Raw genomic sequence first — 23,535 nt, 5'->3', positions numbered from 1 at the left:
GGATCTTTTGTCCCTCTTTCATGACCTCTTCCTCTGCCGCGGGCGCACTGCCCCCCCAGGTGGTGCGGCTGATGCCGGCCGTGTTCGTGCTCATCTGGAGCACGGGCTTCATCGTTGCGCGCTATGGCATGCCGCATGCGCCGCCCTTCACCTTCCTCTGCCTGCGCTACCTGTTCTCCGTGCTGGCTTTCTGCCTGTGGGTGGCCTGGGCGCGGCCGGCCTGGCCGTCTGACCGCCGGCAACTGCTGCATCTGGCCGTCACTGGGGTCCTGATGCACGCCGGCTACCTGGGCGGGGTCTGGGCGGCAGTCAAGGACGGCATGGGGGCCGGGACCTCGGCGCTCATCGTGGGCCTGCAGCCCATCCTGACCGGGCTGTGGCTGTCTTGGTCGGGTGGCCATCATGTGGCGCGTCGTCAATGGGTCGGACTGGCCCTGGGGTTTGGCGGCCTGTTCATGGTGGTGGCCCACAAGCTCGGCGGCGGTGAAGTGCATGCCGCCAACTTGGCCATGGCCGTTACCGCGCTGCTGTCCATCACCGGGGGCACGCTCTATCAGAAGCGCTTTGTCCGCCCCTGCGACGTCCGCACCGCCGGCATCGTGCAGCTCACCGCAGCGGGTCTGGTGAGCCTTCCGCTGGCACTGCTGGAGCCGGAGGCTGTCGACTGGGCGCCCGAGATGATGGGGGCCCTGGCCTGGAGCGTGGGCGCGTTGACCCTGGGGGCCAGCTCGCTGCTCTACCTGCTCATCCAACGCGGGGCGGCCACGCAGGTGGCCAGCCTCATGTACCTGGTGCCCCCCTGCACCGTTGCGCTGGCCTGGTGGCTCTTTGGCGAGACCCCGGGTGGCTGGGCCCTGCCGGGCGTGCTGCTCATTGCCTGTGGCGTGGCGCTGGTGGTTCGTGGCGCAGCGGCCCCTGCCCCAGCTGCAAAGTGAAGTAACATACACGCCGCTCAGCGTTGCGTCGGGTCCAGGCCTGCGATGCTAAAGCGGCCGCAGGCGCCACACGGCCCATGAACAAGACTGAACTGATCGACCATCTGGCCCGTCAAGCCGACCTGTCCAAGCTGTCCGCCACCCGGGCTCTGGAGGCCGTGCTGGAAGGCATCACCCAGGCCCTGGCCCGGGGGGAGTCGGTCTCGATCCCAGGCTTCGGCAGCTTCAGTCTCAGCCAGCGCGAGGCCGGCACGGGCCGCAACCCCCGGACCGGCGAGCCGGTGGCCATCGAGGCCGCCAAGCTGCCACGCTTCAAGGCTGGCAAGGGCTTGAAGGACGCGGTCAACAGTCCCCAGAAGGACTGAGACCCAGGAGACGGGTGCTTAGCTCAGTTGGTAGAGCGGCGCCCTTACAAGGCGTAGGTCAGCGGTTCGAGCCCGTTAGCACCCACCACCGTCTCCCAGAAAAAATACAATGAAATCAACGGCCTGGAGCGATCCGGGCCGTTTTTCTTTGTGCGTTTCGCCCGCCGAATGACCCGCCAAAGCCAGTCTTGACCAACCAAAATTCAGACTTCACCAACTGAGCTACGCCTAGAAACGGCGTAGAGTCTCGGGATGGCAGGAAAGAAAAAGACCCCAAACGGAAAGTGGCAATACGTCTTCAAGCGCTCTGGGGTGCTGGACCGGCCGCTCTACCTGACGTTCGACTCCGAAGAGGAGGGGGACGCGTATGCGGCCAAGCTTGATGCGCTGCTAGACCGAGGGATAGTCCCGACAGATCTTGAGCGGCCGGTGTCCGTGATGGTGCTGCGCGACCTGGTGAGCGAGTACGAGCGACAGGCGCACCCCAGTGACAAAGACCAGCAGGCCTTGTCCGCCGTCCTCCGGAGCAGAGGTGATACCCCGCTGAGGACCATCAACGCGCAATGGGTGGACGCGTGGATTGCTGACATGAAGCGCTTGGAGGCGCTTGCGCCTGCGTCCATTCGGGCCCGCGTTGGTGCTGTGGCCCGGTGCACAGACTGGGGCATGCGCAAAGGGTTCCTGACTTTGCCAGATCACCCGCTGCGGACGTTGCCGGACGGCTACGCCCAGTACAGCGTGGCGGACGTGCAGGCATCAGGCGGGGTGAAGCGGGAAGACGTTGAGCGGGACCGCCGGCTGGAGCCTGGCGAGCACGAGGCCATCCTGGCGGTCATAGCCTCCGGGGTGCTGCATAGGTCCCACAGGCCCCTGGCGATGGAGCATCCAGCCGCCCATCGGTTCTTGTATGTGCTGGCCGTCGAGTCAGCAATGCGCCTGCGTGAGATGTACACCCTGACGCTCCCCCAGATCGACAAGGCCCGGCGGACGGTGTTCCTGGACCGGACCAAGAACGGGGATAAGCGACAGGTCCCGCTGTCATCTGTTGCGCTGGCAGAACTCGAGATCTACACCGAGGCGCGGACCCCAGACCCGGATCAACCTCCCGACATCCTGTTCCCGTGGTGGGACGGAACCCATGACAAACGGCACCTGGTCGCGGTGTCGGACTACCTGTCCAAGCGCTTCGCTGGGGTGTTCAACCAGGCCGGCGCCAAAGGCCTTCGGTTCCACGACTTGCGGCACGAAGCAACGTCGCGCTTGTTCGAGCGCACCCGCCTGTCCGAAGCGCAGATCATGAAGATCACCGGGCACAAGTCGCATCGGATGATGATGCGATACGCCAACTTGCGGGGTTCGGACTTGGCAGCGCAGTTGTGGTGATCCGGAGAGAAAAATATTTGTATTGGTTTTTGTTCGGGCGTTTCGAGTTATTGTGATGGTCTTCAAACCAACGTGGTTGAACCACCATGAACGATCCTGTATTCACTGCTCAAAAGCTTGGCGAGCTTATTCAGCTTGCAAGGGAGGCGTCAACCTCCTTTGAAAAGGCGGCTGTATTTGCCGCTGTGACTGCACTGGGGAAAGAGTTTTGCAGCGCTACCGAGGACGGGTACGCTCGTGAAAAGGCAAGCTACGTCGTCCACTGGCTTTCGTGTGCGCTCGGCTTTGAAATGTCGAATCGCGACTGCTATGGGGATTTGAATGCAGCTGAAGGCGAGTTTGAAAGCCTCATGATGGCGCTCAAGCGACCTTCGTGATGTAGACCCCGACGGCAACTGGCCTGTGCATGCGCCGTAGCCTTCTTTTGGGCTGACATGTCGAAATTCAGCCAGAAAATCGACATGTCGCGGTGATGTGTCGATTCCCTGAACTTGTCGCCGCTTCAGCTGGCCCCTTTGTTGCAGTCGTTGCAGACTGGCGTCTCAACCGTCACGGCCGTCGGCCGGCGCTTCACCACGCGCGTCATCTCTGTGCGGTCAACCGTTGCGCTCAACTGCTGCGGGTAGTGCCACAACCCGCACCGGCCGCATTGCTTCTGCCGCAGGCCAGCTTTGTGCTGCACCTCGGCCCATTCGTGCCACGCCAGGTAGCCATCGGGGGCCTGGTCACCTGGTTTGTAGGTTTCCTGCCCTAGGATGCACGCAACACGCATCAGCAGCTCCCGCCGCAGTCCGGGCACGGCAACAGGTAGTCGTTCATTGGGTCGCGGCCATCGTCTCCGCAACGCTCGCACTCCGGCTCGCTGTCATCAAGCCATGAGTCGTCAACGTTGTCGCCCACATCAAGCGGGCAGTGCCGCCCAGTGGCGTGCGGTTCGTTGTCTCGCAACTGCGGGCAATCTGCGTGGCAGCAGTCTCCGTCGCTATCGGCTTGGCACCGGCCCAGCTCTGCGGTCGACCACACATGCCCGTCTTCTGCCGGATTGGTGTCGTGGTCAGTCTTGGGCATGGTGCTCACCTTCGGCGTTGGGCGCTTGCAGCACGCGGCGCATTTCTTTGCGCAGCACTTGCACCTCGTTCGTCGTCTCTTGGTCGCTCATCGCGGCTTCTTTCAGCCAACCCACCGCCACTTACCGCCCACGAGGTCATCGCCAACGGGCTCGGCCGTCCGGCCGGGGCGGCTATGCCACATCGCGGCGCTTCCGCCCGCGTCCTCTTTGTCGATCCTGAATCCAGCGGCCCGCAAACTGGCGCCGCCCTCATCGGGCAGCGTGTAGGTGTAGATCGGTGCATGCCCAAGGGCACGCGCAGCGCGGCGGGCAGCCCCGTAGAGCATGCTGCATGCGTTGCGCGTGCCATCGGTGCAAAGGCGGGTCACTTCGGCGGCCTTGCCGTTGTCCAGGCGCGGTGCCACGGGGCGCCCCACAATCGCCACGCCCACCAATTCCCACTGTTCGCCTTCAACGGTGCGCGTGCAGGCCTCCACGCCTACCGCGAACTTGTGCCCCACCACGGGCCGACTGTGCCGGTGCAGTTTGCGTACAAAATCGTTCGCGGTCTTCAGGTCGCAGGGCACCACGCGCAGCAGTGTCTTTCGCATTCCTTGTCCTTTCGCTTCGTGCACCATGCCTAACTCTGCGTTGCAGCGGACGGCCATCGGCTGTCTGCAAGGGTGGGCGGCTCGTTTAGGTTCGCAGCTGAACTTAGGCGTTCGGCCTCAGTCCTCGTCGCCACCGTCGCGGGTCAAGCAGGTGAGCTTCACACCTTCTGGCGCCTCGATCACCAGTGCCGGCTGGAATCCGTTGCGGTAGTTCTGCGCCTCCAGCCGCATCGGCCAGCGCGGAAAATCGCGGTCGCTGTAGTCGGGGTCGTGGTTCGCCACGCCGATCATCCAGCTACCGCTGGCGCCGGGGCAGTGCTGGCCCGTCACCACAATGCCCAAGCCCGTGGCCGGGTCGCTCACGAGGTACTCGATCGGTCGGCCGCTGGCGCAGTTGTCGTAGTCGTCCTTCGTGTGCAGCACCTCGCCGAATGTGTCGTCGCTGTAGCCCTCGAATCTCAGTGTCGGCATGTCTGTCCTTTCGCTTCGGCACCAGAGGCCGAACAGGCGGGTCAACCGGACCCGCTACGGCGTCCCGCCTACGCGGGCCGGTTACCCTTGGCGTTGGGCCTCACGCTGCCTGCAGCCGCTTGGGCCGCACGCGCTCGATGGCTTCTTCCATCGTCGGGTGCCGGTCGTAGCTGCTGCCGGTGCGGCCGGCGCGCTTGTGCAGCACCAGGCCGATGCGCCCGGGGCCGCTGCTGACCACTTCCACCCGCACGCAGGCGTCATGGGCCAGCACCACAAGCCGCGTCAGGTAGTCGAAGTCGAACGTCGAAAGCCGGTGACTCTCGGCGTGGCACTTGATGCCGCGCCCGAAGGCATAGATGCGCTCGGGCGCGTGGTGCTCGCCGTGGAACACGTCGCACAGCAGGTCGTGGCACGCGCGCTGGGCCTCGGTCATCGTGGACCGGGTCAGTCGTTGCAGTTTCTCTTGCATGGTCTTTCTCGCTTCGGGTGGGGTGAGCCACAACACTTCATGCACCGAACACCGTGTCTGCGCCGGTGATGGCGGCGCTCTGCCTCTCACTTCGGGGCCCTCCCCAGCACGCGCCGGGCCGGCGACTTGGCCACCACACCGGCAGTCGGGAGCCCAGACCGTTGGCGGGCGGCAACGCGGGCCGCCGTTTGCTCCATGACGCTGCGGTCCACCAGGGCCATCACATCGGCCGTGCGGATGACGTAGCCACGACCAAGCTGGCCAGCGGCAAGCTCCCCGGTCTGGATCATTTCCCGAACACTCTCCGGGTGGACCTTCATCAGCTCGGCTGCGCCAGCCAGGTCAACGGTGGGCGGGGCCTGGATGACGATGAATTGCGTGCTGGGCTGGATCTGGCTGTTCATGACTGACATGTTCTGCCGCAAATGGGGTGGGCCTGCCGCTAGTACCCCAGGCGAACTGGGGCGTCTCTGGTCAGGCGATGTTTCCTTGGGCGACCATCAGTGCTGCAACCGTGGGGCGGACCCACACGGGAGCCATGGACAGGGCGAACGTCTCCCCGCTCCAGGCCAGCAGCAGGGTGCGGCCCATCTCGCTGGCGATGGCCTCGGCTGCTGCCGGCGGGACGCCGTTGCCAATGCGCTCACGCCATGCTTGATCGCTCAGCCCGTCCAGTTCGATCTGTTCCTCCGGATCGACCAGACTTTGAAGAGCGGCAAGCTCCAGAGTGGTGAACGGCCGGTGCCAGGTGGCGTCCTCAGACAGGATGACGGCGGCCAGGTGTTCGGTGCACACCGGCAGTCGGTGGTCCGCAACGCTCCAGCGCCCGTTGTCGTGGCAGGCGGCGGCACTGACTGCTCCGCTCGGCTCATCCCAGCGCAGCACGCCGTAGTGCCCGCCGGACTGATAGGCCTCCCGGTCGGCTGCCATGCCGCTTCGGGGGTCGGCCACGGCATATGCGCCCTGTCCCGTCGTGCTGCCTGCAATCACCGTCCCTGCGGCGGACTCCCAGGGGGCCACGGCGTACTTGCCGAATGCCGGGCCGCTGCGCCGCGGGTCGGCAACGCAGCCGCCAACTGAGCCTGTGCCGCCCGTGACGGCTTGGGCGTGGTCGCTGTACCGCACGACGCGGAATGCGTTGTTGTGCAGCACGTTCGGGCAACGCGGATCAGCGACAGAGTGAGAGCCACCGCCCGGCGCAGATTGGCCTGTCACGGCGCCGCTGGTGTCGCTCCAGCGGCGGACGCCGTACTGCTGGTACTGGGCTGCTCCCCGGCGGGCCCGCGGGTCTGCCACGGAAAACGAGCCGGCCTCCACGTCAGCGAAAGTCCCGCTCGGGTCATGCGCCATCACGCCAATCTGGCCGTTGTGGTGACCAGGGACGATCAGGTAATCGCTCAGCACGCCATCAGCGACGGCCAGACGGTTGAGGCTGCGCCAGTCGCTGCCGGCCTCGACAAAGGCAAGACGAACCCAGGTCTTCCACTGCAATGAGGGGACGCGGTGCATCGGGCCAGCGCGCAGGTCTCCGGGAAGGGGCATCCGCCCCAGCACATCGCCCACAGCACGCAGCGGCCGGGTCTGCGGTTGGTAGAGCAGGGGGGGCACCTTCTCCAGGTGGCGAGCCACCAGCAAGAAGCGCTTGCGGCTCTGGGCCAGGCCGCCCAGCTCGCCGCAGTCGTGTGTGGTCTCGGCCGTTGCGTAGCCGTAGGAGCGCAGCATGGCGGTGATCTGGTCCAGCAGGGCCCGGCCACGGGTTGCCAGGCGGGGCACGTTCTCGAACAGCACCAGTTCCGGCGGGTCTTGCTGCCAGGCCTCCAGCATCAGCCACACGCCGCGCAGCGTGAGGCGGTTCAGCGCCTGGTACTTGTCAGTCTTGCTCTTGCTCTCGCTCAGCAAGCCACTGAAGCCCTTGCACGGGGCAGAGAGGAACACGATATGGGGCCGCTCATTGCCCGCGGCCCGGTGAATGTCCTGTGGGGTGGCTTCGCGCCAGTCTGCCGGCGGCTCCTCGCCGTGGAAAGCGCGGTACTGCTCCCGGTCGAAAAGGTCCATGACAGTGCCCGGGACGCCGGCCACGCGGCCAAAGTCACGGACGGCGGCGGGGTCCACATCGATGCCGCCAAGGCACCGGAACTTTGCGGTCAGGTTGCCAACACGGGCACTGCCACGGTTGAACCCCTTGGCGCCCATGCCGATGCCAGAGAAGAGATGGAAGTGGCGGATTTCAACGTCTACGCGGTTCATGGTGATTTCTCTTTCGGTCGCGCTGCCTTCAGGCGGCGGGCGCGGCACGCCGGGAATCGAAGTAGGCCCGAATGGCGTCCGCCACATGCTGCGGGTCGCAGATCGACCCGCCCGGGACACACTCCGAAATCAGGTGATCCAGGTCCAAGCGCTCGGCTTGCGCCTGGGCCGGCGCGGCAGGGGCGGCGGCGAGCCGGCGCGCGACACCATCAGCTTCCGCCAACAGGCCCATGATCGCGTCCTTGATGACGAATCGCTCGGCTTCGCTCGGGACATGAAGCGCGTCACGACCTTCTTCGTCGTTGCCCAAGCGCTCGTAGCCCTCAAGGAACTCGTCCACGAACTGCTCAGTCAACGCATCCCATGCGGCTTCACCTCGCGTGACGAAAGGCGCCGCCACCATGTCATAGAGCACCTGCATGCGGGAAACCAACGCCCGCAGATCGCAGCCGCGTTTGATCGTGACATGCCCGACTGTCACGTCGCACGGGAGCGGCCAGTCCAGCGGGTCGGCAGGCACCGCCACCGGATGCGTGGCGATCCGCGTGTAATGCCTCTTGATGTTGCCGGGTTGCTTTTCGTACTGCGTCTGCGTCAACGGCCTGAGCCCGCCGGCCTTGCATTCCCAAACGGCCACCGGCTTGGCTCCTTCCTGCGCGGCCAGGGCCCGGCGCATGTCGTGCATGAGGTCGGCAGTCGGCCCTTCCTTCAGCCACTTCCACTGCGGCGAATCCCAACGCTCGAGCACCGCCTGGGCGGCTTGGGCCAGGGTCTTGGTGGCGTCAGTCATGGATGGTCCCCGGTGGCTTTGGCGATGGCGGTGGCTTTGGCGATGGCTGCCTCCTTGATGTTCTGCGCACGCTTCTCGTGCATGCGCTCGGCTTCCACTGCGTTCTGCGCCGTGACCGCGTCCAGTGCCGCGCCTTGCTGGCGGCACTCGTTGATGGCCTGGCGGACCTGGATCCGCATGCCTTCGCCGAACTCGGCGCCGAACTGCGCCTCCAGCTTCTGGAGGAGGAACCCGGCGCCATGGGCCACCTTGCGCGCCTTGGCCAGCTTCTTGAAGACGCCGCTGCTCATGCTGTGACTCCTTCCAGTTCCAGAGCCAGATCCGCCTGAGCGGAGGTGTTCGCTTCGGCGGCGGTAGGCTGCACATGCCAGCCCCACATTTCGGTGTGGCCGCCGGTCTTGCTGTTGCGGAAGCTGGCCATCCAGTGCCAGCCGGCCCGGGTCAGCACGGCCTTCTGCCGCTCGTTGGCGCCGTCCACGGTGCAGATGCTGAAGTCGTACAGGCGCTCGCGCAGGATGCGGTTCTGGTGGGCCTTGAGCTGGTGCCCGAAACCTTGGCCGCGCTTGGCGTGGTGCACAAAAAAGCCGTGGCACAGCGCAACCTGGGGTTGGCTGGGCATGGGCCCGATTTCGAAAGCCCCGTAGGGGGTATTGATGCGGTCGCTCATTTGGAGTCGTCCTCAAAGAGTTGGGGTTTGCATGCCGCCTCTGCCATCCGCTGGGCATCGATGGCCGCCTTCAGTTCACGATCTCGCTGGCGCATGCGGTCGGTGATCGCCTGGTACTCGCCGGAGGCCACGCGCACTAGGTAGCTGAAACACACCGGATTGCGTGGGCCGGTCCACGTCGCCCATTTCGCGTCAATCTCGTCCCGTTGTTCTTGGGTGCACGCGCGGTACTTGGCCCTTGCATTTCGCCACTGCGACGCGTGGAGGTTGCGCATGGAGCTCTCCGCCGATGTCATCCGGGCTTGGCGGGCCCGGAGTTCAGCCGCCGGATCCCTGGCGGGAGGAGGTGCCTCCAGCACATCAGCCAGCAACGGGTATTTCGCGGCCTGGCTTGCTGCTTGGCGCGCGGGCTTGCTCATGTGCATCGCCAGCTTGCGCGGGGTCCAGGTGGCGGACTCCCATCGCACGACTCGGTCGAACTTCACGGCTTCCTCAGGCCTGCAGCGGGCCGCCCATGGCGTCCACCAGGTCATCAATCAGCATGGACAGTTCGCCGGTGGTGATGGCCACATCGGCGTCGAAGTGGTCGACGTCTTGCGACTTCTGCTCGTACACCACATCGGCGAAGTCAATGCCCTTGAAATGGAAGTTGTCCTGCAGCTTGAACCCAACGCGGCCATGCCAGGACAGCTCCAGTGAGGTGACGTACTTTCCCTGCTCCAGGTGTTCGCGCACCTCGTCAATGTCCAGGGCGTGGCGGGCATAGCGAACCATGGCCCGGGTGGCTTCGTGAGCTTTCAGGGTGCAGGAGCGGCCCAGCGCAAACGGGGTTTGGGGGCCATGCTGGAGCCAGCCGGCCATGACCAGGCTGGGCGGCGTGTGGGGTTGCAGGTTCTGCACAGTGACGCCAGGCCAGGCCTTCACCAGCAGGCCGATGATGTCCTCGCAAACCGCAGGGGAAGCGTCAATCACCATGCGGCTGGCCTTGGGGTCGATCCAGACCAGGCAGCCACGCTGCCGCACAAAGGCCTGCGGCATCAGCTCCTGAATGGCCTGCTCCTTCAGCTCCCGGAGGGCCTTCTTGCCGGGGGTGCGGCCGGTGTTCCGCTCCATTTCTGCAGCGAGTTCAGCCGTGCGAGCCTTCACCACGGATGCGGGCAGCACCTTGGTTTCAATGCGGACCCGCAGGATCCACTGAGAGTTGACCGACTCAATCAGCGGGCCGTGCTTCTCGCCACGCGGCGGAACCCAGCCGATGGACTGAGCTTGGGACGGGCCGCAGGGGAGGAAGGCCTGGGGCGCAATGGCGGCGCTGTCGCGGTCCAGATCGAAACCGTTTTCAGCGGCCAGAGCGAAGATGATGGCGGACTTGATCATGGTTGGTTCCTCGTTCAGGCGGAGACGGCGGCGGCCCACTTGGCAATGCCGGAATCGATGCGGGCCTTCACGGCTTTACCGATGGCTTGGACTTGGTCAGCCCGGTACAACTTGGCGTTGCGGCTGTTCTCCCCGGAGTGGTGGGCAAAGCCCAGGTCAAGGAGGTCGCCCGCCGTGAGGCTGACGCCCAACACGGCGCACAGTTCGGCCAGCTTCAGAGCCGGAGCGCCGGAGAGGTTGGGGCCCGTGGGCTGGGCCACAGTGACCACAGTGGCGGAGGGGGGTTCTGCTGCTGCAGCCGGCTCGGCAGGCGCAGGGTCTGCGGGGACTTCCTGCGCAATGTCGTCCATGGTTTCCCGCGTGACGGGCTGCATCGGGATCGGCGCGGGGTCGGTCTTGGCCTGCTCTTCCAGCCACAGCGCGCGGCGTTGGGCAGCCTCGCGCTCTTGCTCTGCCTGCTGGGCCTGCAGCAGGATCGCCATTTCCCGGAGTGATGCCTTCAGGGTTTCGCGGTCCTTGGCCTGGACCAAGTAGGACTGCAGCTCGCCGATGATTTCCAGTTTGACGGTCTCAGCCCTCTTGGAGAACTCCTCCCAAACGGCCGGGTCAATGGCGTAGCCCACCAGCTTGGCGATGGCGCCTTCCAGTTCGCTGGGGGTCTTGGTCAGGGCATCGGCGGGGATCAGGCGCAGGCCCTGCAGCTGGGCCAGGCGCTTCTCGTGGGATTCAACCCGGGCGCGCTCCTGGGCGGCCTTGCGGTCGTCCCATTCGTCGCGGATCACCAGCAATCGCTGCTCTTCGGGCTGCACGATGGCGATCAGGCGCTTCTCTTCGGCGATCACCGCCTTGGAGAAGCTTTGGGCGTCATCACGGGCGGCCTTGCCCTTCTTCTCCAGATTGGTGCGGGCGGTGCGAAGCTGCATCGCAGCGCGGTGCACCTGATCGCGGCCGGCGTCGTCGGCCACCGCAGTCAGGCCTTCGCTCAGGCTCACCAAAGCCCGCAGCTCGGTTTCTGCCCGGGTAGAGCCCAGGGCCAGCACGGCGCGTGCGGCGGGGGTCAGGTCGGTGGAGGGAGCCGGGCGCTCCAGGGTCGTCGTGGTGTCGATCATTGCGGGATCCTCAGAAGAGGGAAAGGGGGAGTTCGGTGGTGGTTGCGGCCTGCGCAGCGACAAGCTCGGGCTGTTCGGTCGGGGCGCCGTGCCGGATCGCCGGCGGGAGCCCCAGGGAAATCAGTTCGTCCTGAAGTGGGGGCGCACGGAAGATGGCTTCGAGCCCGTCAACGCGGCGCATGAACCGCCACAACTGCTCTTCCATTTGCTCCAGCTCGTCGTCGTCACGCCAGATCCGCCAAGACCAGAAATGCTTGTTGACGGACTCCATACTGGGGATCCAGACAATCAGGTCCAGCCAAGCCCGGTTGGTGAGCCAAAGCCCGCCCTTGCACTGCGGCTTGAACTGACCCATGGCCCATTCGCGCTTGTCGGGGGCACACAAGAACTCAGCGATCCGGCGGGCGCTTGCAAGGCTTTTGACTTCAACAAGGCCAAGGCCGTGCCTGTCTTCGGCCTCGCCGTCGGTGGAGTACCCGAATTTGCGGTCGTCGGTCAGGATCAGGCCGGCGTCATCAGTCGCAATGCCTGTGCGCTCCAGGTACTCGATCTTGGCCATGGGCTCCTGCTCATGGCCAAAGCTCGTCCACTCGTTGTCCAGCAGCGCGCGGTAGGGTTTGCCGGAGATCCGCTCGCACGCCAGGATGGCCGCCAGTTCTTCCGAGGATGCCGTAGCGTCTCCACGGGTCCGCCCAGCAGACCCCCTGGAAGTGGTCCCGATGGCCTGGGCAAACAGGGAGGCAGTCAGCACGCCGCACCGCGCCTGGTGCCACTCCGGCGACCCCTGCGGGGAGGGGTCTCGGATCACGCCGCGGCCTCCTGCAGTACGGCCAGGCAGGCGTGGTAGGTCGGCAGGAACTTCTGGCGAACGGACGACGGGATGCCGTTCATCACGCGGGCCAATGCCTGCGGGTTGCGGCAGGCCTCAAGGTTGCGCTTGTAGTCAACAGCCTCTTCTGCCGCACCAGCGCCCTTGGCTTGGGTGCCCGGAGTGGGAGCCGCGGTCCGCCCATCGTCGTCAGCGCCATCGCGCGGCGCCAGGCCGAAGAAACCAAGAAGTGTGTACCGGCGCAGGTAGGAGATCGTTGAGCCGCTGGCTTGGATCGTGTTCTTCGACCCCGAGTCGTCCTTCGGCGCGGAAAGGGTGGAGCCCTTCTCTTCGTGGCCGTCTGCGTGGCCCACGTAGCAGGTGCAATGCACCGTGGTTCCCTCGGTGCGCTCTTCCCACCGGTAAAACAGACCGTGCTTGGCCATCGCAGGGCGAATGGCGTCCGTGACCGACGTGAGGTCAGCGAAGTTGTAGCTCACGCGCCCGTTCTTCCCAGGGAAGTCCGCCGTCTTGTTCTTCAAGACTTCGATGGGCTCACGGCTGAAAGCGGCCATGGCGCGAGACCATGCGGCCTTCTTGGCGTCGCGGGCCATCCGCTCCGCCAGTGCGGCCAGCTGGTCGATTTGCTCGCTTGAGCAGCCGCGCTCTACGGCCTTTGCGATCAGGTCAAGGCCCGCAAAGGCGGGGGAGGCGGGTTGTGTTGCGGGCAGGCAGGGCTCCGCCTGCACCACCGAGTTGGCGGTGTTGTTCATGTTCTGACTCCTTAGCGGGAGAGGTCGGGGCTCGGGGCGGTCAGGAACGCCCAGAGACTGCGAAGAAGGGAAGGCCGGCGGTAGCTTCCGGCCAGGGTCACGGGAATCCGTGGCGCCGTCCCGGCCGCTCGGCGGCGGGACTCAGCAAGCAGCCCAGCGATATGGGCTTCCGGGTTGCGGGTGAAGACGACCACCCGGGCGGCCTGGGCCTTTGCCGCGGGGGTCACAGGATCGCCTCCAGGGGGGCGAATTCCTCACGGCCCTGGGCCTGCAGGGCGGCCAAGGGGGCGGCCGCTTGGCGGACCAGTGCAGCGATCACCTGGTCATCCAGGTGCTCGCTCATCTGCGAGCCCATGTGCCAGACGGCGAATCCATCTTCTTCCTCGGAGACCTCGAAGACAACGCCGTTGTCCTCGACCTCCACCCAGGGGTTGGCGGTCTTGGGCGCCAGTTCGGCGGCGGCAGCCTTCACTGCTCGCTCCAGGGCCTCCAGGCGGGCCGCCGCGACTTGCCCGGGGTCGTTGGAGACCCCGGCTGCCTTGCAGTGCCGGTCCGCTGCGGCGCGGCTCTTGGCGATCAGCTTTTGCGGGTTCAACTGCTCTCCTTCCTGTCGTTGGATGCGATGGAAGAAGTTTAACTCGTTTAAGTCGAAGAGTTAAACGCGTTAACATTGTTGACAAAAAAACAGGGCTATTCCGGGTGTCGATGAGTTTGACTTTCGTCCGAGGGCCGCCGATGACTCGGGGATGCTGTACCAATTGCCGTTTTTGGTAGTCCACATGCTCGCGGCGGCGGGCGTGTTGGCAAACTCGGTCTGGGAGGCGGCGCTGCCGCCATTGACCGTCATCTCACTGTCGGTTACAAGCGCCCTCCTGGCGATTTGCCAGTTAGGGAGAACCATGAGATCGGATGTCATCGCGAACCTCTCGACCCGAACGGGCCGGGAGGTTTCCGCCGGTGGGCAAGTGCCACCGGCCGACCCGCGCCCAGCGCAGACCATCACCATCCACGGCGGTCAGGTCATCATCAATGCAGAGACAGTGCATTGGTCGAAGGCCGAGGCGAGCCACGGATCAGGTGTGGCGCGCGAGGAGCGTCGAGCGGCGTGACGTGGACTAGGAGGGATGGCTACTCGCGTGGTCGTCCAGTCACCCGATCAAATTAGCAACGGCCGCGGCCGTTGCTGGGGCCTCATCCAGGGATGGATGGGGCCTTTTTACTTTGCTTTGCGCGTCAGATCGGGGAGCTTGGGCACCTCGGCCAGCATGCCGCCTTCGCCCTTTGCCCGCATCTCATCTACGAGATCCACGAAGTCCTGCCCTGTGCCCAGCCATTCCGGGTTGAGACGGAGTGCGACGCTGCGGGCGGTTTCCTCCCAGGTCTGCAGATAGCGGAAGTAGCTCTTGGGCTCAAGGCAGGCCATGACTGCTGCGCAAGTCTCCTCGCGGTCGTCCGGCTCCTCGGCCAGCATGCGCAGCAGGGCTGCAAGCTGGGCTCTTTCGACACGCGTTCGGTGCGCCACTGCTCCGGCCAACAGCGTCAAGGCCGCCCCTAGGTCTTGTTTCTGGGTGGCGCTCTGTCCGACCAAGCGCGCGTCTTCGACATCGCGCACGAACTTTGGGCCTTCGCCGATTGCGATCCAAAGGGCCGAATAGCCCGACTCGCGCGCTAGGGCAACGGCAGCGCCGAGCTTGTGCATCTCGTTGATTTCTTTGGACCCCTTCCCGAGCCACTGGGACACGAGGGATTGCGACTGTCCGGTGATCCGGAGCAGGTCGGAGCGGGTCCACTTTTTTGCGGCCATGACCTCTTCCAGCCGCTCGCGAAGTGAACTCATTTCACGGATTAGAACAGCGGGGCAGTTAAGCGGGCTTGTCTGCATAGAGTTAAACGCGTTAACATCCAGGGCATGAAAAAAGCGCAAGCAATCCATCTCCTGGGTGGGTCCGTGAAGAAGGTCGCCGCGCTGACTGGCCTCACACCATCGGCTGTTAGCCAGTGGCCTGAAGAGTTGCACTCAATCGCTGCCGACAGGGTCGTGGCGGCCTGGGCCCGAATGCACTTCGGGGCGGAACTCGCTCGGGCATGCAGCGGCTCCACCAAGCTGGCCACCCGTCAGCCGGCAGTGTTGAGCCGGGTCAGTGTCCAACAAAAAACCAGCAGTTAAGGGGTTGCCATGTCCCGAGATCCTTGGTGGCCCCGGTGGCTGTCGGTCCTGATCGTCCCGCTCCTTGTGGTCGTTGCCCTGTTCGCCATTGCTGTGGATCCGGACTGGGGGACTGACGGGGGTGAGTCGTGACGCGTCATGGAACTGCTTCCAGCGCCGCGCAATGGCCCGCCGCGCGGCCCGTGTCACACCGGGTCACCGCGGTTGATGCGCTCCATGACGCGCACCAACAGGCGGATAAGCGCCCGACGCGCCCACAGGGCTTCGTCTTCAGTGATGACCACGGGGACCGGGATTCGCGGGGTCGAGTGCTTTCTGTTCATGGGGCCGGACTGTCGCCCTGTGTCGGGGATCGGTCTATTCCAGCAGGGCAGGGGGTGCTGCAATGAGCAGGGCAGCGCTTGAGCGCGCGTTGTATGACCTGGTGCACAACTCCCCAGGAGTGAGCGCCCAAGACATCGCCGATTGGCTCGGGAAGCCGCGGGACACCCTCTACAAAGAGGTTGACCCGAGGAACCGCATGGCCAAGGCCGGCGCCGTGGATGTGGTGACTGCCACTCAGTACACGGCCAACTGGGTGTTTCTCAATGCGTTCGCGGCCGAAGTCGGGGCGGTTGTCGTCCCTATGCCCGGCGGAGCGGCTGCAGGAACTGGCCACGCTCACATCGCGGAGCTGGCCAAACAGTTCGCCGAACTGGTGGCCAAGGTGAGCTCGTCTCTGGCAGATGACGACATCACCGAGAACGAGCTGCACGACTGCCAGCGCGAGGCTGGCGAGTTGATCGCTGCCGTTCAGGCCGCACTCGCATTCATCCAGGCGATGCGGGCCAGGAAGGCGGATTCACTGGAGCGGCGCGCCTACGCGCTGCGCGAGTTGAGCTGAGGGTGTGATGAGCGGCAGTCGCGTTGACAGAGGTTCCCGTGATGCCGCCGCGTCTTGCGTGGGCAAGGTTGCCCATCGCTACCTCGGGAGAGCCGAGAGGGCTGCCAAGCGGGCCCGAAGAAATCGAGAGCGCAGCGACGGTCGGGCGTCTCCGTACCTCTGTCGTTGCTGCGGGCTATTCCACGTTGGGACTGGCATCCGTCAGTCGAAGAAGGGATTCCGATGATTGAAGAGAAGGGCCCGGCACTGCGCCGGGAGGGCTCCGCTGTGCGCGGGTCTTACGTACCGACCCACGGCAAAGCGCTGATTCCCCAGGACAAGGGCGTGACTGTGTGGTGCCTGGACTGCAACCGTTACCGCCCGATTGGCCTCTGCCGCAAGCGCAAAGGACTCCAGGGCGTCTATCGCTGTGGGGACTGCGCAGCGGCACGGCAGTCGCTCAAGCCGCCCGCCGTCATGACCGCCAAGAACAAGGGGGACTGACCCATGGCCAGCATCAACAAAGTCATCCTCATCGGCAACCTGGGGCGCGACCCCGAGGTCCGCTACACCCCCAGCGGTTCGGCGGTGTGCAACCTGCGCCTGGCCACCACCCGCAACTGGAAGAGTCGCGACAGCGGCGAGCGCGTGGAAGAAACCGAGTGGCACTCCGTCGTGCTCTATGACCGCCTGGCCGAAGTGGCCGGCGAGTACCTGCGCAAGGGCCGCCCGGCCTACATCGAGGGCCGCCTGAAGACCCGCAAGTGGCAGGACAAGGACGGCAAAGACCACTACACCACCGAGATCGTGGCCGAGCAGTTGCAGCTGCTGGGCGGCCGAGAAAGTGAAGAGCCTGAGGGTGAGCCTCGTAGCCAACAAAGGGCCACCCGCCGGCCGGCTGGGTCGCCTGAGGACCGTGGCGGCGGCCGGACGCATGGCGAACGGATGGCAGAGCGCCGTCCCGTGGCGCCTGCGCCCGCACCCAGGGGCCCGGCCAAGTCCGGCTCCAGTTTCGAGGACATGGATGATGACATCCCCTTCTGAGGTGAAGGCATGAAGAAGATCAACGCACTGGTCAACATCCTCGCCTGCGTCTACGCTGGGTCTAAAGCCGGCGGCTTGTCTGGGCTGGACGTTTCCGAGCAGATTGGGGGAGCGTGCATCCAGCACCTGCAGCGGATCCTGGTCCGGTTCCACGCAGATGGCTTGATCTCCATCCACGGGTGGACCCGACGCAAGGGGCGCGGGCCCTACAGCCCGGTGTGGGGCGCGCCAATCCCAGAGGATGTGGCTTACCCCGGTGAAGTTGAGCCAGACTTTCTGCGCAGCAAAGCTGCGGCGGTGGTATGGCCTGACCTGATCGCGTTTGGCGCTCTCGTGAAGCGCCTGCGGGCAGGTCCAGCAAGCGTTGCCGACCTGCACCATGCGTGCGGCCTTACGCCCGCTGCGATTCGAAGCAACCTCAACCGGATGAAAGGGCTTCGGCTCGCATCCGTGGTCGAGTGGGTTCGCCGCGAAGGCTGGGGCGGGTCTCCAACGCCGCTTTGGGGCATGGGTGTGCACAACGTTGAGCGCCCGATTGCCTACACCAATGCTGAGCGATGCGCCCGCTACCACGTGCGTACCAAGCTCAAGGCCAATCCCCGGAGCGCGATCCGCGCAACCTGGGAGGACGCTCTGGCGGCGCTTCGGCAGGCCAAGTCCCAAATGACGAGCCCCGGCCTCGCTGAGGTGCTCGGGGTGGATCCTGACCTCATTCCCAACCTGGTGGAGCCGGGATTGCGCAACGGCAAGATTGCCCAGCTCCGCGGCACTGAGGGCCAACTGGTGTTCAGCGCCCCAGAAATTCCCGTATTCAGCAAGGTGGGCGTCAGGCGGAAGGCGGTCGCCAGGGGCGTCACGGTTGTTTCCGGCGACGACGTGCCATTGTCTCGCTCTGTAGTCCCGCATGCCAGCGTACCGCGTAGCGTTTGGGAGTTGGCTGGAGGGCTCGCCAATGCATGACGCGCCCGAAATGTCTCCCTACCGCAAGGTTTCGGTGCAGACCTGGTCTGACCGCAAATTCAACGCGTTGAGCCCGCTGCACGCCAGCGGGCAGGCCCTGTGGATGGTCCTGCTGATGGGGCCGCAGACGACCAACATTCCCGGCCTGCAGCCCGTCGGGCGGGCGGGCCTGTCCGAGATGCTCGGGTGGGAAATCGAAGACTTTGACAAAGCCTTCGCTGAAGTCTCTAAGCAAGGCATGGCGCTGGCCGACTGGAAAGCCCGCCTCATCTGGGTGCCGAAGGCTATCGTCTACAACCACCCCCAGAGCCCCAACGTCGTCAAGAGCTGGGCGGCGACGTGGTCGCGCATTCCTGAGTGCCCGCTGAAAGAGGAGGCCTGGAAGGTGCTTCGCGCTGCCCTGCGCGAGTTGGGCCCATCCTACGAGCGAGCATTCGTAACCTCCTGCTATTGCTCGGCTTTTGATGGTGTCGTGCCCGGGGAAAGGCCGGATCACCCACCAGTTCAGCCGCCGCGCGGAAAGACACCCGGAAAGGCTTTCTCCAAGCCTAAGAAAAAGACTACCGGGAATCAGGAGCAGGAGCAGGAGCAGAAACAGGAGCAGGAAGAGAAAGGTATTAGTTGTTTGCCGGGCGAATCGGCCGATTCGGCGCAAGAGGGCGCAGATTCGAGCCGCGATGTCACGGCCCCCGGCGCTGCCGCGCCGGCAACAACTGAGTTTTCCGAGGACGTGCCCGTCAACGGCGATGGCTATGATGCCGACCCAGACGCTACCGGACCTGAGGCGGCAGGGCCCGGCAAGGCGTCGGCACGTGGGGCCCGCCTCCCGGGGGACTGGTCGCTCCCGAAGGCTTGGGGCTTGTGGGCGCTGGCTGAGTTTTCGCAGTGGGATGAGGCCAAGGTCCGGCTGGAGGCGCAGAAGTTCCGGGATCACTGGTGTGCCAAGACCGGCAAGGATGCGACCAAGGCGGACTGGCTGGCCACTTGGCGCAACTGGTGCCGGAGCCCCATGGCCCATCAGGCTCCGCGGGCCGCCGGGTTTCAGCCCTCACAGGGAGAATCGCCGGAGAAGGCTGAGGCCCGGCGTGAAGCCGGGCGGGCGGTGTTGGCTGAGATCGAGCGCCGGCATCGTGAGGCAGTGCCGCCTCCTGCCTCGCTTCGTGAGCGACTCCGACGGAGTCCTGAGCCGAACGAAGAGGAGGCTGGAGCATGAGCGCCCCTCGTTCGGAGTGGACTGCGCGGGCTAGGGACTGGGGGCTGAAAGATCGCCGCTGGTTCCGGGTCTCCGATGTGCTCGCCGCAATCGGTGAGCCATCCAGCGAATCGGCGCCCAGTCGACTCCTGCGCAATGCAGTGGGGACTGGCTGGTTCGAGGCCCGAGAGGCGCGGATCGGGGACCGGATGTACCTGGAGTACAGGGCTATCCCAGACGGCGCTTCGCGGTGGACTGTGGCCGACACGATCAACAGCATCTGGGCGTTGGCGTCCCGATATGCCGGGGCCATGTTTACGGGCCCCACTGCGGGAGAGCAACTCCACCTGATCGCCCCAGCGGACGGCAAACCACCGACCCGGACGACAAGGCGCGCGGCTGGGGTATCAGGGCGCAAGGAGGCGGCAAATCAGCTTACCTTCCAGTGGCATGACCAAGCCTAAGCAGACGATCCCCGGCGTTCTGCGGTGCGCGCTCTGTGGGCGCGGACTGCTGACACCTCTCCCGAACGGTGTTCCCGTCGGCCGGCACTGCGCCAAGCGTGCAGGTATCCCGGTGGGCAAGGGTCGCGTGCCGGTGCGCAAGCGCTCCTCGCGTCGGGCGGGCGAGTCTCAAAGGTCTCAGGTCTGCCGGCGTCAAGGAGCCGGCCAAGACGCTCCGGTTCGGGACGAATCCCAGCGGGACTGGGTGGATGAGTTTGTGGCTGGCCAGGCGGCCATGATTTGAAGGACCCAACAATGCAACAACTCGTTGAGGCCGGGGGCATGTCCGGCATCGCGCCTGTGACCATGACCAGCCGTGAGATCGCGGAGTTGACAGGGAAAGAGCACAAGCACATCTTGCGTGACGCACGGGTCATGCTGAGCGAGCTGGGGCTGGCGGAGCAGGGGTATGCCCAGAACTGGACCGACCCCCAGAACGGCCAGAGCTACCCGATGCTGGCGCTACCCAAGGATTTGACGATCACCCTGGTGGCTGGCTACTCGGTCCTGATGCGTCATCGGATCGTGGCGCGCTGGCAGGAGTTGGAAAGCGGAGTGGCGCTGATCCCACGCTCGCTATCTGCGGCGCTGCGCCTGGCCGCCGACCAGGCCGAGCAGATCGAGCGCCAGCAGAGGGCGCTTCAGCTTGCCGCGCCAAAGGTTGAGTTTGCAGACCGGTATGCGACCGCATCCACTGGGTCGCAGGGCTTCCGCCAGGTGGCCAAGTTGCTGGGCGCCAAGGAAGGCGAGTTTCGTGATTGGCTGCTGGATCGACGGGTGATGTACCGCCTGGGCGGTGATTTGACGGCCTATGCCGAACACATCGGCGCCGGCCGGTTTGAGGTTCGCACTGGCGCGAAGCACGGGCATGCCTACACCCGGGCCCGATTCACCCCGAAGGGCGTGGAGTGGGTGGCCGGGGAGTGGGCCAAGCACCAGGCGCGCAAGGCAATAAAGGAGGCTGCATGAGGGACGTTGAACATGCCATGCAGGCGGCCTTTGTCCGCTGGACCTCCGTCTGCCGGATCCCGGAGATTGAGCTGTCTCACGCGGTGCCCAACGGTGGCCAGCGGAGCAAGGCGACGGCCGGAAGGCTCAAGGCTGAGGGGGTCAAGCCGGGCGTGCCGGACTGGCAGTGGCCTGTGGCGCGCGGCGGTTACATCGGCTTGGCCATTGAGTTCAAGAGCCCTGGAGAGGGCCCGACCAAAGAGCAGCGCGACCGTATCAACGCTCTGCAGATGGCCGGCTGGCTGGCCGTGCTCTGCTGGGATTGGGAGGCCGCCTCTCGAGTGGTCAAAGGCTACGCGGGGATGATCAAACTGGAGTTCTCTTGATGGAATACCGAGATTTGGCCAGCCGCCTTCGCGGCATGCATGCGGCTGCGGTCCCGGCGGGATTCCAGGGCGTGCTGCGTGTTCTTGCGACGCCCGAGCGGATGGCGGACCTGCTGGTCGCTGCCGATGCGCTGGAAGCCCAGGCCGCGCACCCCAAGCCCCTGGACGATCCGCGGCTGCAAGAGCTGTTCATGTCCGCGATCACCGGGGCACTGGCTTTCGGCTCCCAAGACACCAATCCGCCGCCTGTCGGGCACTGGCTGAAGCCAGCGTGGGACATTGGGCGCGTGGAAGCCGTGATGCGAGAGCAAGAGGTCACCCGTCGCATCCAGGCTCAGCAAGAGCGCATCGCCGCCGTGGAGGCGCGGGACTGTGCCGGCATCGAGCTGCGGCGGGAGTTCCGGGGTCAGCTGCGCGAGGCGGCGCGGGAAGAGCTGGAGAAGATCGGGCCGTTCGGTCCCGTGTACGGCGAGCGCTCTCAGGAAGCCGTTGCCGGCGTGCTGAAGCGCCTGGGGGTGGAGCTGTGAGCATCGAACTCCCCACCCTGGCCGAAAAGATCGCCGACGCCCGCCGCACGCTGGCTGAATACGATGCCCGCATCGCCAAGGACGCCACCGCACTGGCCGAAGCCGAGTGCGTGGTGAGGGAGCGCCGCAAGGATCTGGCGGACAGGAAGAGGATAGCGGCGCCCCTGCGCAAGGCGCTGGACGATTGGGACCGGCAGTATGCGGACAAGAGCCGGGGGGTTGATCCATGACGAAGGCTGCGAAACCGACCAAGCCTCTTGGAACGATCTGGATCCTGAAGCTCTACGACTTTGCGCCGGCGCAAGCGATGGAGATACCGGTCTTGAGCCTGTCTAAGCAGTACATCGTCGCCAAGTCCCCCGCGGGGATCGCCGCATGGCGGCCAGATCTTGGGCGGGATGTTGCAGTCCCATCGAAGGGGATTCGCTACCCGCTCGGGCTCATGGCATGGGCGACACGCGAGGATTTGGTGCGCAGCGTGGAGGCCGAGATGCTCCTGCGCCGGCTGTCTGCGTCCATCAACGCCGGGCTCGCTCGCAAGGATCTGGAGCCTGCGCACGTCCGCCAGTGCTTTGCGTGGCTCGGGATTGAAATTCCAGAGGTTCTCAAGTGAGCGACGACAAATGACCGCGCGACCCTGCCGCTGCGGCCCAGAAGGCTGCACAGACTCCCGCTGCCCGGGTCGTGTGTCCCGCCGGCCCGTCGGCCAAGTGGCACCCGTTCCGGGCCAGTGCCTGCGATGCGACCGGGGGCCGGTCGACTGCCTTGTGCCGCTGGGGGGGTTGCGCGTTGTGTGGGTCCAAGATGGCCGTCCGCTGGTTCGGTGCACAGAGTTCAAGTCCCACCCGATTCCAGAGAGCGTGTTTCCGTGATGGCCTTCAGTTTCCTGGATATCTGGGTCTCCGTCACCGGGCTGAGTGCGCTGGCGGGCTCCCTACTTGGCGGCCCCAGGAGCCGGCGCATTGCCCCGTTCCTGGGGTTGGCTGGCCAGCCTGCGTGGCTTTTGATCGCCTGGACCGGTGGGCATTCGGGCATGGCCTTGGTAAGTGGCGCCTACACCCTGGTATGGGGGGCCGCATGCTGGCGAGCGCTGAAGCCAACCCCCACTCATGCAATTCACACCCAGAACGAAGGACGGCGCCAGAACCGCAGCCAAGCGTGTTGAGGCCGTCGCCCAGCAAATGCTGCAGCGCGGAGGCCGGCCCTTGATCTCCGTCGAGGAGTCCCCAGCAGGGTGGAGCCTGCCGGCCCTGCGGTACTACTGGGGCGTGATCCTGGCTCAGATCTCGGAGCAGGCCCGCGTGTCTGGCGCGCGTTACACGCCCGAAGCGTGGCACATCCACTTTGCCGAGGTGTTCTTGGGATGGGAGTTCCAGACGGTGGCCGGCGGCAAGGTGCGGCGCACCCGACGTAGCACGGCCAAGCTGACCAGCTCAGAGCGCGCGGACTACCTGCTGCAAGTCCAGGCCTACGCCGTCACGGACCTGGGTGTCGTGTTCGATGATGACGAGGAAGGATTCCCGGATGAAGAGAACGGCCCTGCAGCGCAAGACGCCACTGAGGGCGAAGCCTGCTGCGATGGCTGCGGCGCGGATTCGGAAGGTTCCCACGCCGCTTTCGAGTCCAGCGTTGATGACTGCCCGGGCCAGGATGGCGACGGCTCATGATCTCCAAGATGCCGCATCGCCGGACCCCAAGCGGATAGCCGTGAGGCACGAAGGCTACCGGCGCCTGGTGGCCGCTATGCCGTGCAAGCGCTGCGGTGTCCATGGGTACAGCCAGGCCGCGCACCCGAACACCGGAAAAGGGGCGGGCATGAAGGCGGACGACAACCTCTGCTTTCCCTTGTGCACGGTGCACCCCGGCCTCGGTGGCGCACTGGTGGTCGGCTGT

At 65.4% G+C, this 23,535-nt stretch carries 31 protein-coding genes and 1 tRNA gene; 17 read left to right on the top strand and 15 right to left on the bottom strand.

What is annotated here, in order from left to right; genetic code table 11:
• Nucleotides 1-20: 20 nt before the first annotated feature.
• The 5 genes from G3A44_RS01080 (at nucleotide 21) to G3A44_RS01060 (ending at nucleotide 3,060) form a co-directional block, all read left to right on the top strand.
• Entirely contained in the window at nucleotides 21-935 is a 915-nt protein-coding gene (locus G3A44_RS01080) for a DMT family transporter (RefSeq protein ID WP_163455632.1), read from the top strand.
• Nucleotides 936-1,012: 77 nt separating this feature from the next.
• Complete coding sequence (locus G3A44_RS01075; protein ID WP_163455631.1) at nucleotides 1,013-1,300, top strand: HU family DNA-binding protein; 288 nt, start codon at nucleotides 1,013-1,015, stop codon at nucleotides 1,298-1,300.
• 12 nt (nucleotides 1,301-1,312) lie between these two features.
• Nucleotides 1,313-1,388 (top strand) — tRNA-Val (locus tag G3A44_RS01070).
• A 164-nt stretch (nucleotides 1,389-1,552) separates the two neighbouring features.
• Nucleotides 1,553-2,683 carry a site-specific integrase gene (locus G3A44_RS01065; protein WP_163455630.1) on the top strand — a complete coding sequence of 377 codons (1,131 nt, stop codon included), beginning with the start codon at nucleotides 1,553-1,555 and terminating at the stop codon, nucleotides 2,681-2,683.
• 86 nt (nucleotides 2,684-2,769) lie between these two features.
• Complete coding sequence (locus G3A44_RS01060) at nucleotides 2,770-3,060, top strand: hypothetical protein (protein WP_163455629.1); 291 nt, start codon at nucleotides 2,770-2,772, stop codon at nucleotides 3,058-3,060.
• 793 nt (nucleotides 3,061-3,853) lie between these two features.
• Here G3A44_RS01060 and G3A44_RS01055 read toward each other — a convergent pair.
• The 14 genes from G3A44_RS01055 to G3A44_RS00990 all read right to left on the bottom strand — a co-directional run bounded on the left by G3A44_RS01055 (nucleotide 3,854) and on the right by G3A44_RS00990 (nucleotide 13,648).
• Nucleotides 3,854-4,342: an XF1762 family protein gene (locus G3A44_RS01055; RefSeq protein ID WP_163455628.1), complete on the bottom strand. Its 489-nt coding sequence runs from the start codon at nucleotides 4,340-4,342 to the stop codon at nucleotides 3,854-3,856.
• Nucleotides 4,343-4,459: 117 nt separating this feature from the next.
• The gene (locus G3A44_RS01050; protein WP_163455627.1) at nucleotides 4,460-4,813 is read right to left on the bottom strand and encodes a hypothetical protein; all 354 of its coding nucleotides are present in this window, start codon (nucleotides 4,811-4,813) and stop codon (nucleotides 4,460-4,462) included.
• A gap of 100 nt (nucleotides 4,814-4,913) precedes the next feature.
• On the bottom strand, nucleotides 4,914-5,282 hold the full coding sequence (locus G3A44_RS01045) for a hypothetical protein (protein WP_163455626.1): 369 nt from the start codon (nucleotides 5,280-5,282) through the stop codon (nucleotides 4,914-4,916).
• Between the two features lie 86 nt (nucleotides 5,283-5,368).
• Nucleotides 5,369-5,686: a helix-turn-helix domain-containing protein gene (locus G3A44_RS01040; protein ID WP_163455625.1), complete on the bottom strand. Its 318-nt coding sequence runs from the start codon at nucleotides 5,684-5,686 to the stop codon at nucleotides 5,369-5,371.
• 70 nt (nucleotides 5,687-5,756) lie between these two features.
• Entirely contained in the window at nucleotides 5,757-7,529 is a 1,773-nt protein-coding gene (locus G3A44_RS01035) for a DNA cytosine methyltransferase (RefSeq protein ID WP_163455624.1), read from the bottom strand.
• A gap of 28 nt (nucleotides 7,530-7,557) precedes the next feature.
• Nucleotides 7,558-8,319 carry a hypothetical protein gene (locus G3A44_RS23350; RefSeq protein WP_239061632.1) on the bottom strand — a complete coding sequence of 254 codons (762 nt, stop codon included), beginning with the start codon at nucleotides 8,317-8,319 and terminating at the stop codon, nucleotides 7,558-7,560.
• Entirely contained in the window at nucleotides 8,316-8,609 is a 294-nt protein-coding gene (locus G3A44_RS01025) for a hypothetical protein (RefSeq protein WP_163455623.1), read from the bottom strand. The genes G3A44_RS23350 and G3A44_RS01025 overlap by 4 nt, the downstream gene beginning before the upstream one ends.
• Nucleotides 8,606-8,986, bottom strand: a complete 381-nt coding sequence (locus tag G3A44_RS01020) for a GNAT family N-acetyltransferase (RefSeq protein WP_163455622.1) — start codon at nucleotides 8,984-8,986, stop codon at nucleotides 8,606-8,608. Before G3A44_RS01020 ends, G3A44_RS01025 begins: the two co-directional genes overlap by 4 nt.
• Nucleotides 8,983-9,471: a hypothetical protein gene (locus G3A44_RS01015; RefSeq protein ID WP_163455621.1), complete on the bottom strand. Its 489-nt coding sequence runs from the start codon at nucleotides 9,469-9,471 to the stop codon at nucleotides 8,983-8,985. The genes G3A44_RS01020 and G3A44_RS01015 overlap by 4 nt, the downstream gene beginning before the upstream one ends.
• A gap of 7 nt (nucleotides 9,472-9,478) precedes the next feature.
• Nucleotides 9,479-10,363 carry a recombination-associated protein RdgC gene (locus G3A44_RS01010; RefSeq protein ID WP_163455620.1) on the bottom strand — a complete coding sequence of 295 codons (885 nt, stop codon included), beginning with the start codon at nucleotides 10,361-10,363 and terminating at the stop codon, nucleotides 9,479-9,481.
• A 14-nt stretch (nucleotides 10,364-10,377) separates the two neighbouring features.
• A complete protein-coding gene (locus G3A44_RS01005) occupies nucleotides 10,378-11,472 on the bottom strand; it encodes a coiled-coil domain-containing protein (RefSeq protein ID WP_163455619.1) in 1,095 nt (364 codons plus the stop codon).
• Nucleotides 11,473-11,482: 10 nt separating this feature from the next.
• On the bottom strand, nucleotides 11,483-12,280 hold the full coding sequence (locus G3A44_RS01000; protein ID WP_310734302.1) for a YqaJ viral recombinase family protein: 798 nt from the start codon (nucleotides 12,278-12,280) through the stop codon (nucleotides 11,483-11,485).
• Nucleotides 12,277-13,053 carry an ERF family protein gene (locus G3A44_RS00995; RefSeq protein WP_163455617.1) on the bottom strand — a complete coding sequence of 259 codons (777 nt, stop codon included), beginning with the start codon at nucleotides 13,051-13,053 and terminating at the stop codon, nucleotides 12,277-12,279. The genes G3A44_RS01000 and G3A44_RS00995 overlap by 4 nt, the downstream gene beginning before the upstream one ends.
• A gap of 223 nt (nucleotides 13,054-13,276) precedes the next feature.
• Nucleotides 13,277-13,648 carry a hypothetical protein gene (locus G3A44_RS00990; protein ID WP_163455616.1) on the bottom strand — a complete coding sequence of 124 codons (372 nt, stop codon included), beginning with the start codon at nucleotides 13,646-13,648 and terminating at the stop codon, nucleotides 13,277-13,279.
• A 151-nt stretch (nucleotides 13,649-13,799) separates the two neighbouring features.
• Here G3A44_RS00990 and G3A44_RS00985 point away from each other — a divergent pair, with 151 nt between their 5' ends.
• The gene (locus G3A44_RS00985) at nucleotides 13,800-14,162 is read left to right on the top strand and encodes a hypothetical protein (protein WP_163455615.1); all 363 of its coding nucleotides are present in this window, start codon (nucleotides 13,800-13,802) and stop codon (nucleotides 14,160-14,162) included.
• A gap of 107 nt (nucleotides 14,163-14,269) precedes the next feature.
• On the opposite strand, the gene G3A44_RS00980 is transcribed toward G3A44_RS00985, so the two are convergent.
• Nucleotides 14,270-14,890, bottom strand: coding sequence for a hypothetical protein (locus tag G3A44_RS00980; RefSeq protein WP_163455614.1), 621 nt, complete (start codon nucleotides 14,888-14,890; stop codon nucleotides 14,270-14,272).
• A 715-nt stretch (nucleotides 14,891-15,605) separates the two neighbouring features.
• Between G3A44_RS00980 and G3A44_RS00975 the strand changes: the two genes are divergently transcribed.
• The 11 genes from G3A44_RS00975 to G3A44_RS00925 all read left to right on the top strand — a co-directional run bounded on the left by G3A44_RS00975 (nucleotide 15,606) and on the right by G3A44_RS00925 (nucleotide 23,309).
• Nucleotides 15,606-16,103, top strand: a complete 498-nt coding sequence (locus G3A44_RS00975; protein ID WP_310734301.1) for a phage regulatory CII family protein — start codon at nucleotides 15,606-15,608, stop codon at nucleotides 16,101-16,103.
• Between the two features lie 222 nt (nucleotides 16,104-16,325).
• Complete coding sequence (locus G3A44_RS00970) at nucleotides 16,326-16,586, top strand: hypothetical protein (protein ID WP_163455612.1); 261 nt, start codon at nucleotides 16,326-16,328, stop codon at nucleotides 16,584-16,586.
• A gap of 3 nt (nucleotides 16,587-16,589) precedes the next feature.
• Nucleotides 16,590-17,126, top strand: a complete 537-nt coding sequence (ssb, locus tag G3A44_RS00965) for a single-stranded DNA-binding protein (protein WP_163455611.1) — start codon at nucleotides 16,590-16,592, stop codon at nucleotides 17,124-17,126.
• Nucleotides 17,127-17,135: 9 nt separating this feature from the next.
• On the top strand, nucleotides 17,136-18,086 hold the full coding sequence (locus tag G3A44_RS00960; protein WP_163455610.1) for a hypothetical protein: 951 nt from the start codon (nucleotides 17,136-17,138) through the stop codon (nucleotides 18,084-18,086).
• Complete coding sequence (locus G3A44_RS00955) at nucleotides 18,079-19,299, top strand: hypothetical protein (RefSeq protein ID WP_163455609.1); 1,221 nt, start codon at nucleotides 18,079-18,081, stop codon at nucleotides 19,297-19,299. Before G3A44_RS00960 ends, G3A44_RS00955 begins: the two co-directional genes overlap by 8 nt.
• A 737-nt stretch (nucleotides 19,300-20,036) precedes the next feature.
• A complete protein-coding gene (locus G3A44_RS00950) occupies nucleotides 20,037-20,750 on the top strand; it encodes a phage antirepressor KilAC domain-containing protein (protein ID WP_163455608.1) in 714 nt (237 codons plus the stop codon).
• Nucleotides 20,747-21,115, top strand: a complete 369-nt coding sequence (locus tag G3A44_RS00945; protein WP_163455607.1) for a VRR-NUC domain-containing protein — start codon at nucleotides 20,747-20,749, stop codon at nucleotides 21,113-21,115. The genes G3A44_RS00950 and G3A44_RS00945 overlap by 4 nt, the downstream gene beginning before the upstream one ends.
• Nucleotides 21,115-21,642: a hypothetical protein gene (locus G3A44_RS00940; RefSeq protein WP_163455606.1), complete on the top strand. Its 528-nt coding sequence runs from the start codon at nucleotides 21,115-21,117 to the stop codon at nucleotides 21,640-21,642. Before G3A44_RS00945 ends, G3A44_RS00940 begins: the two co-directional genes overlap by 1 nt.
• Nucleotides 21,639-21,872, top strand: coding sequence for a hypothetical protein (locus tag G3A44_RS00935; RefSeq protein WP_163455605.1), 234 nt, complete (start codon nucleotides 21,639-21,641; stop codon nucleotides 21,870-21,872). Before G3A44_RS00940 ends, G3A44_RS00935 begins: the two co-directional genes overlap by 4 nt.
• Nucleotides 21,869-22,255: a hypothetical protein gene (locus G3A44_RS00930; protein ID WP_163455604.1), complete on the top strand. Its 387-nt coding sequence runs from the start codon at nucleotides 21,869-21,871 to the stop codon at nucleotides 22,253-22,255. Before G3A44_RS00935 ends, G3A44_RS00930 begins: the two co-directional genes overlap by 4 nt.
• 592 nt (nucleotides 22,256-22,847) lie before the next feature.
• Complete coding sequence (locus tag G3A44_RS00925) at nucleotides 22,848-23,309, top strand: hypothetical protein (RefSeq protein WP_163455603.1); 462 nt, start codon at nucleotides 22,848-22,850, stop codon at nucleotides 23,307-23,309.
• The last annotated feature ends 226 nt before the right edge of the window (nucleotides 23,310-23,535 follow it).

The organism is Ideonella livida, assembly GCF_010499455.1.
GTDB lineage: Bacteria > Pseudomonadota > Gammaproteobacteria > Burkholderiales > Burkholderiaceae_C > Ideonella > Ideonella livida.
The sequence above is the reverse complement of the archived record's forward strand: the minus strand, read 5'-3'. Positions and strand labels throughout refer to the sequence as shown.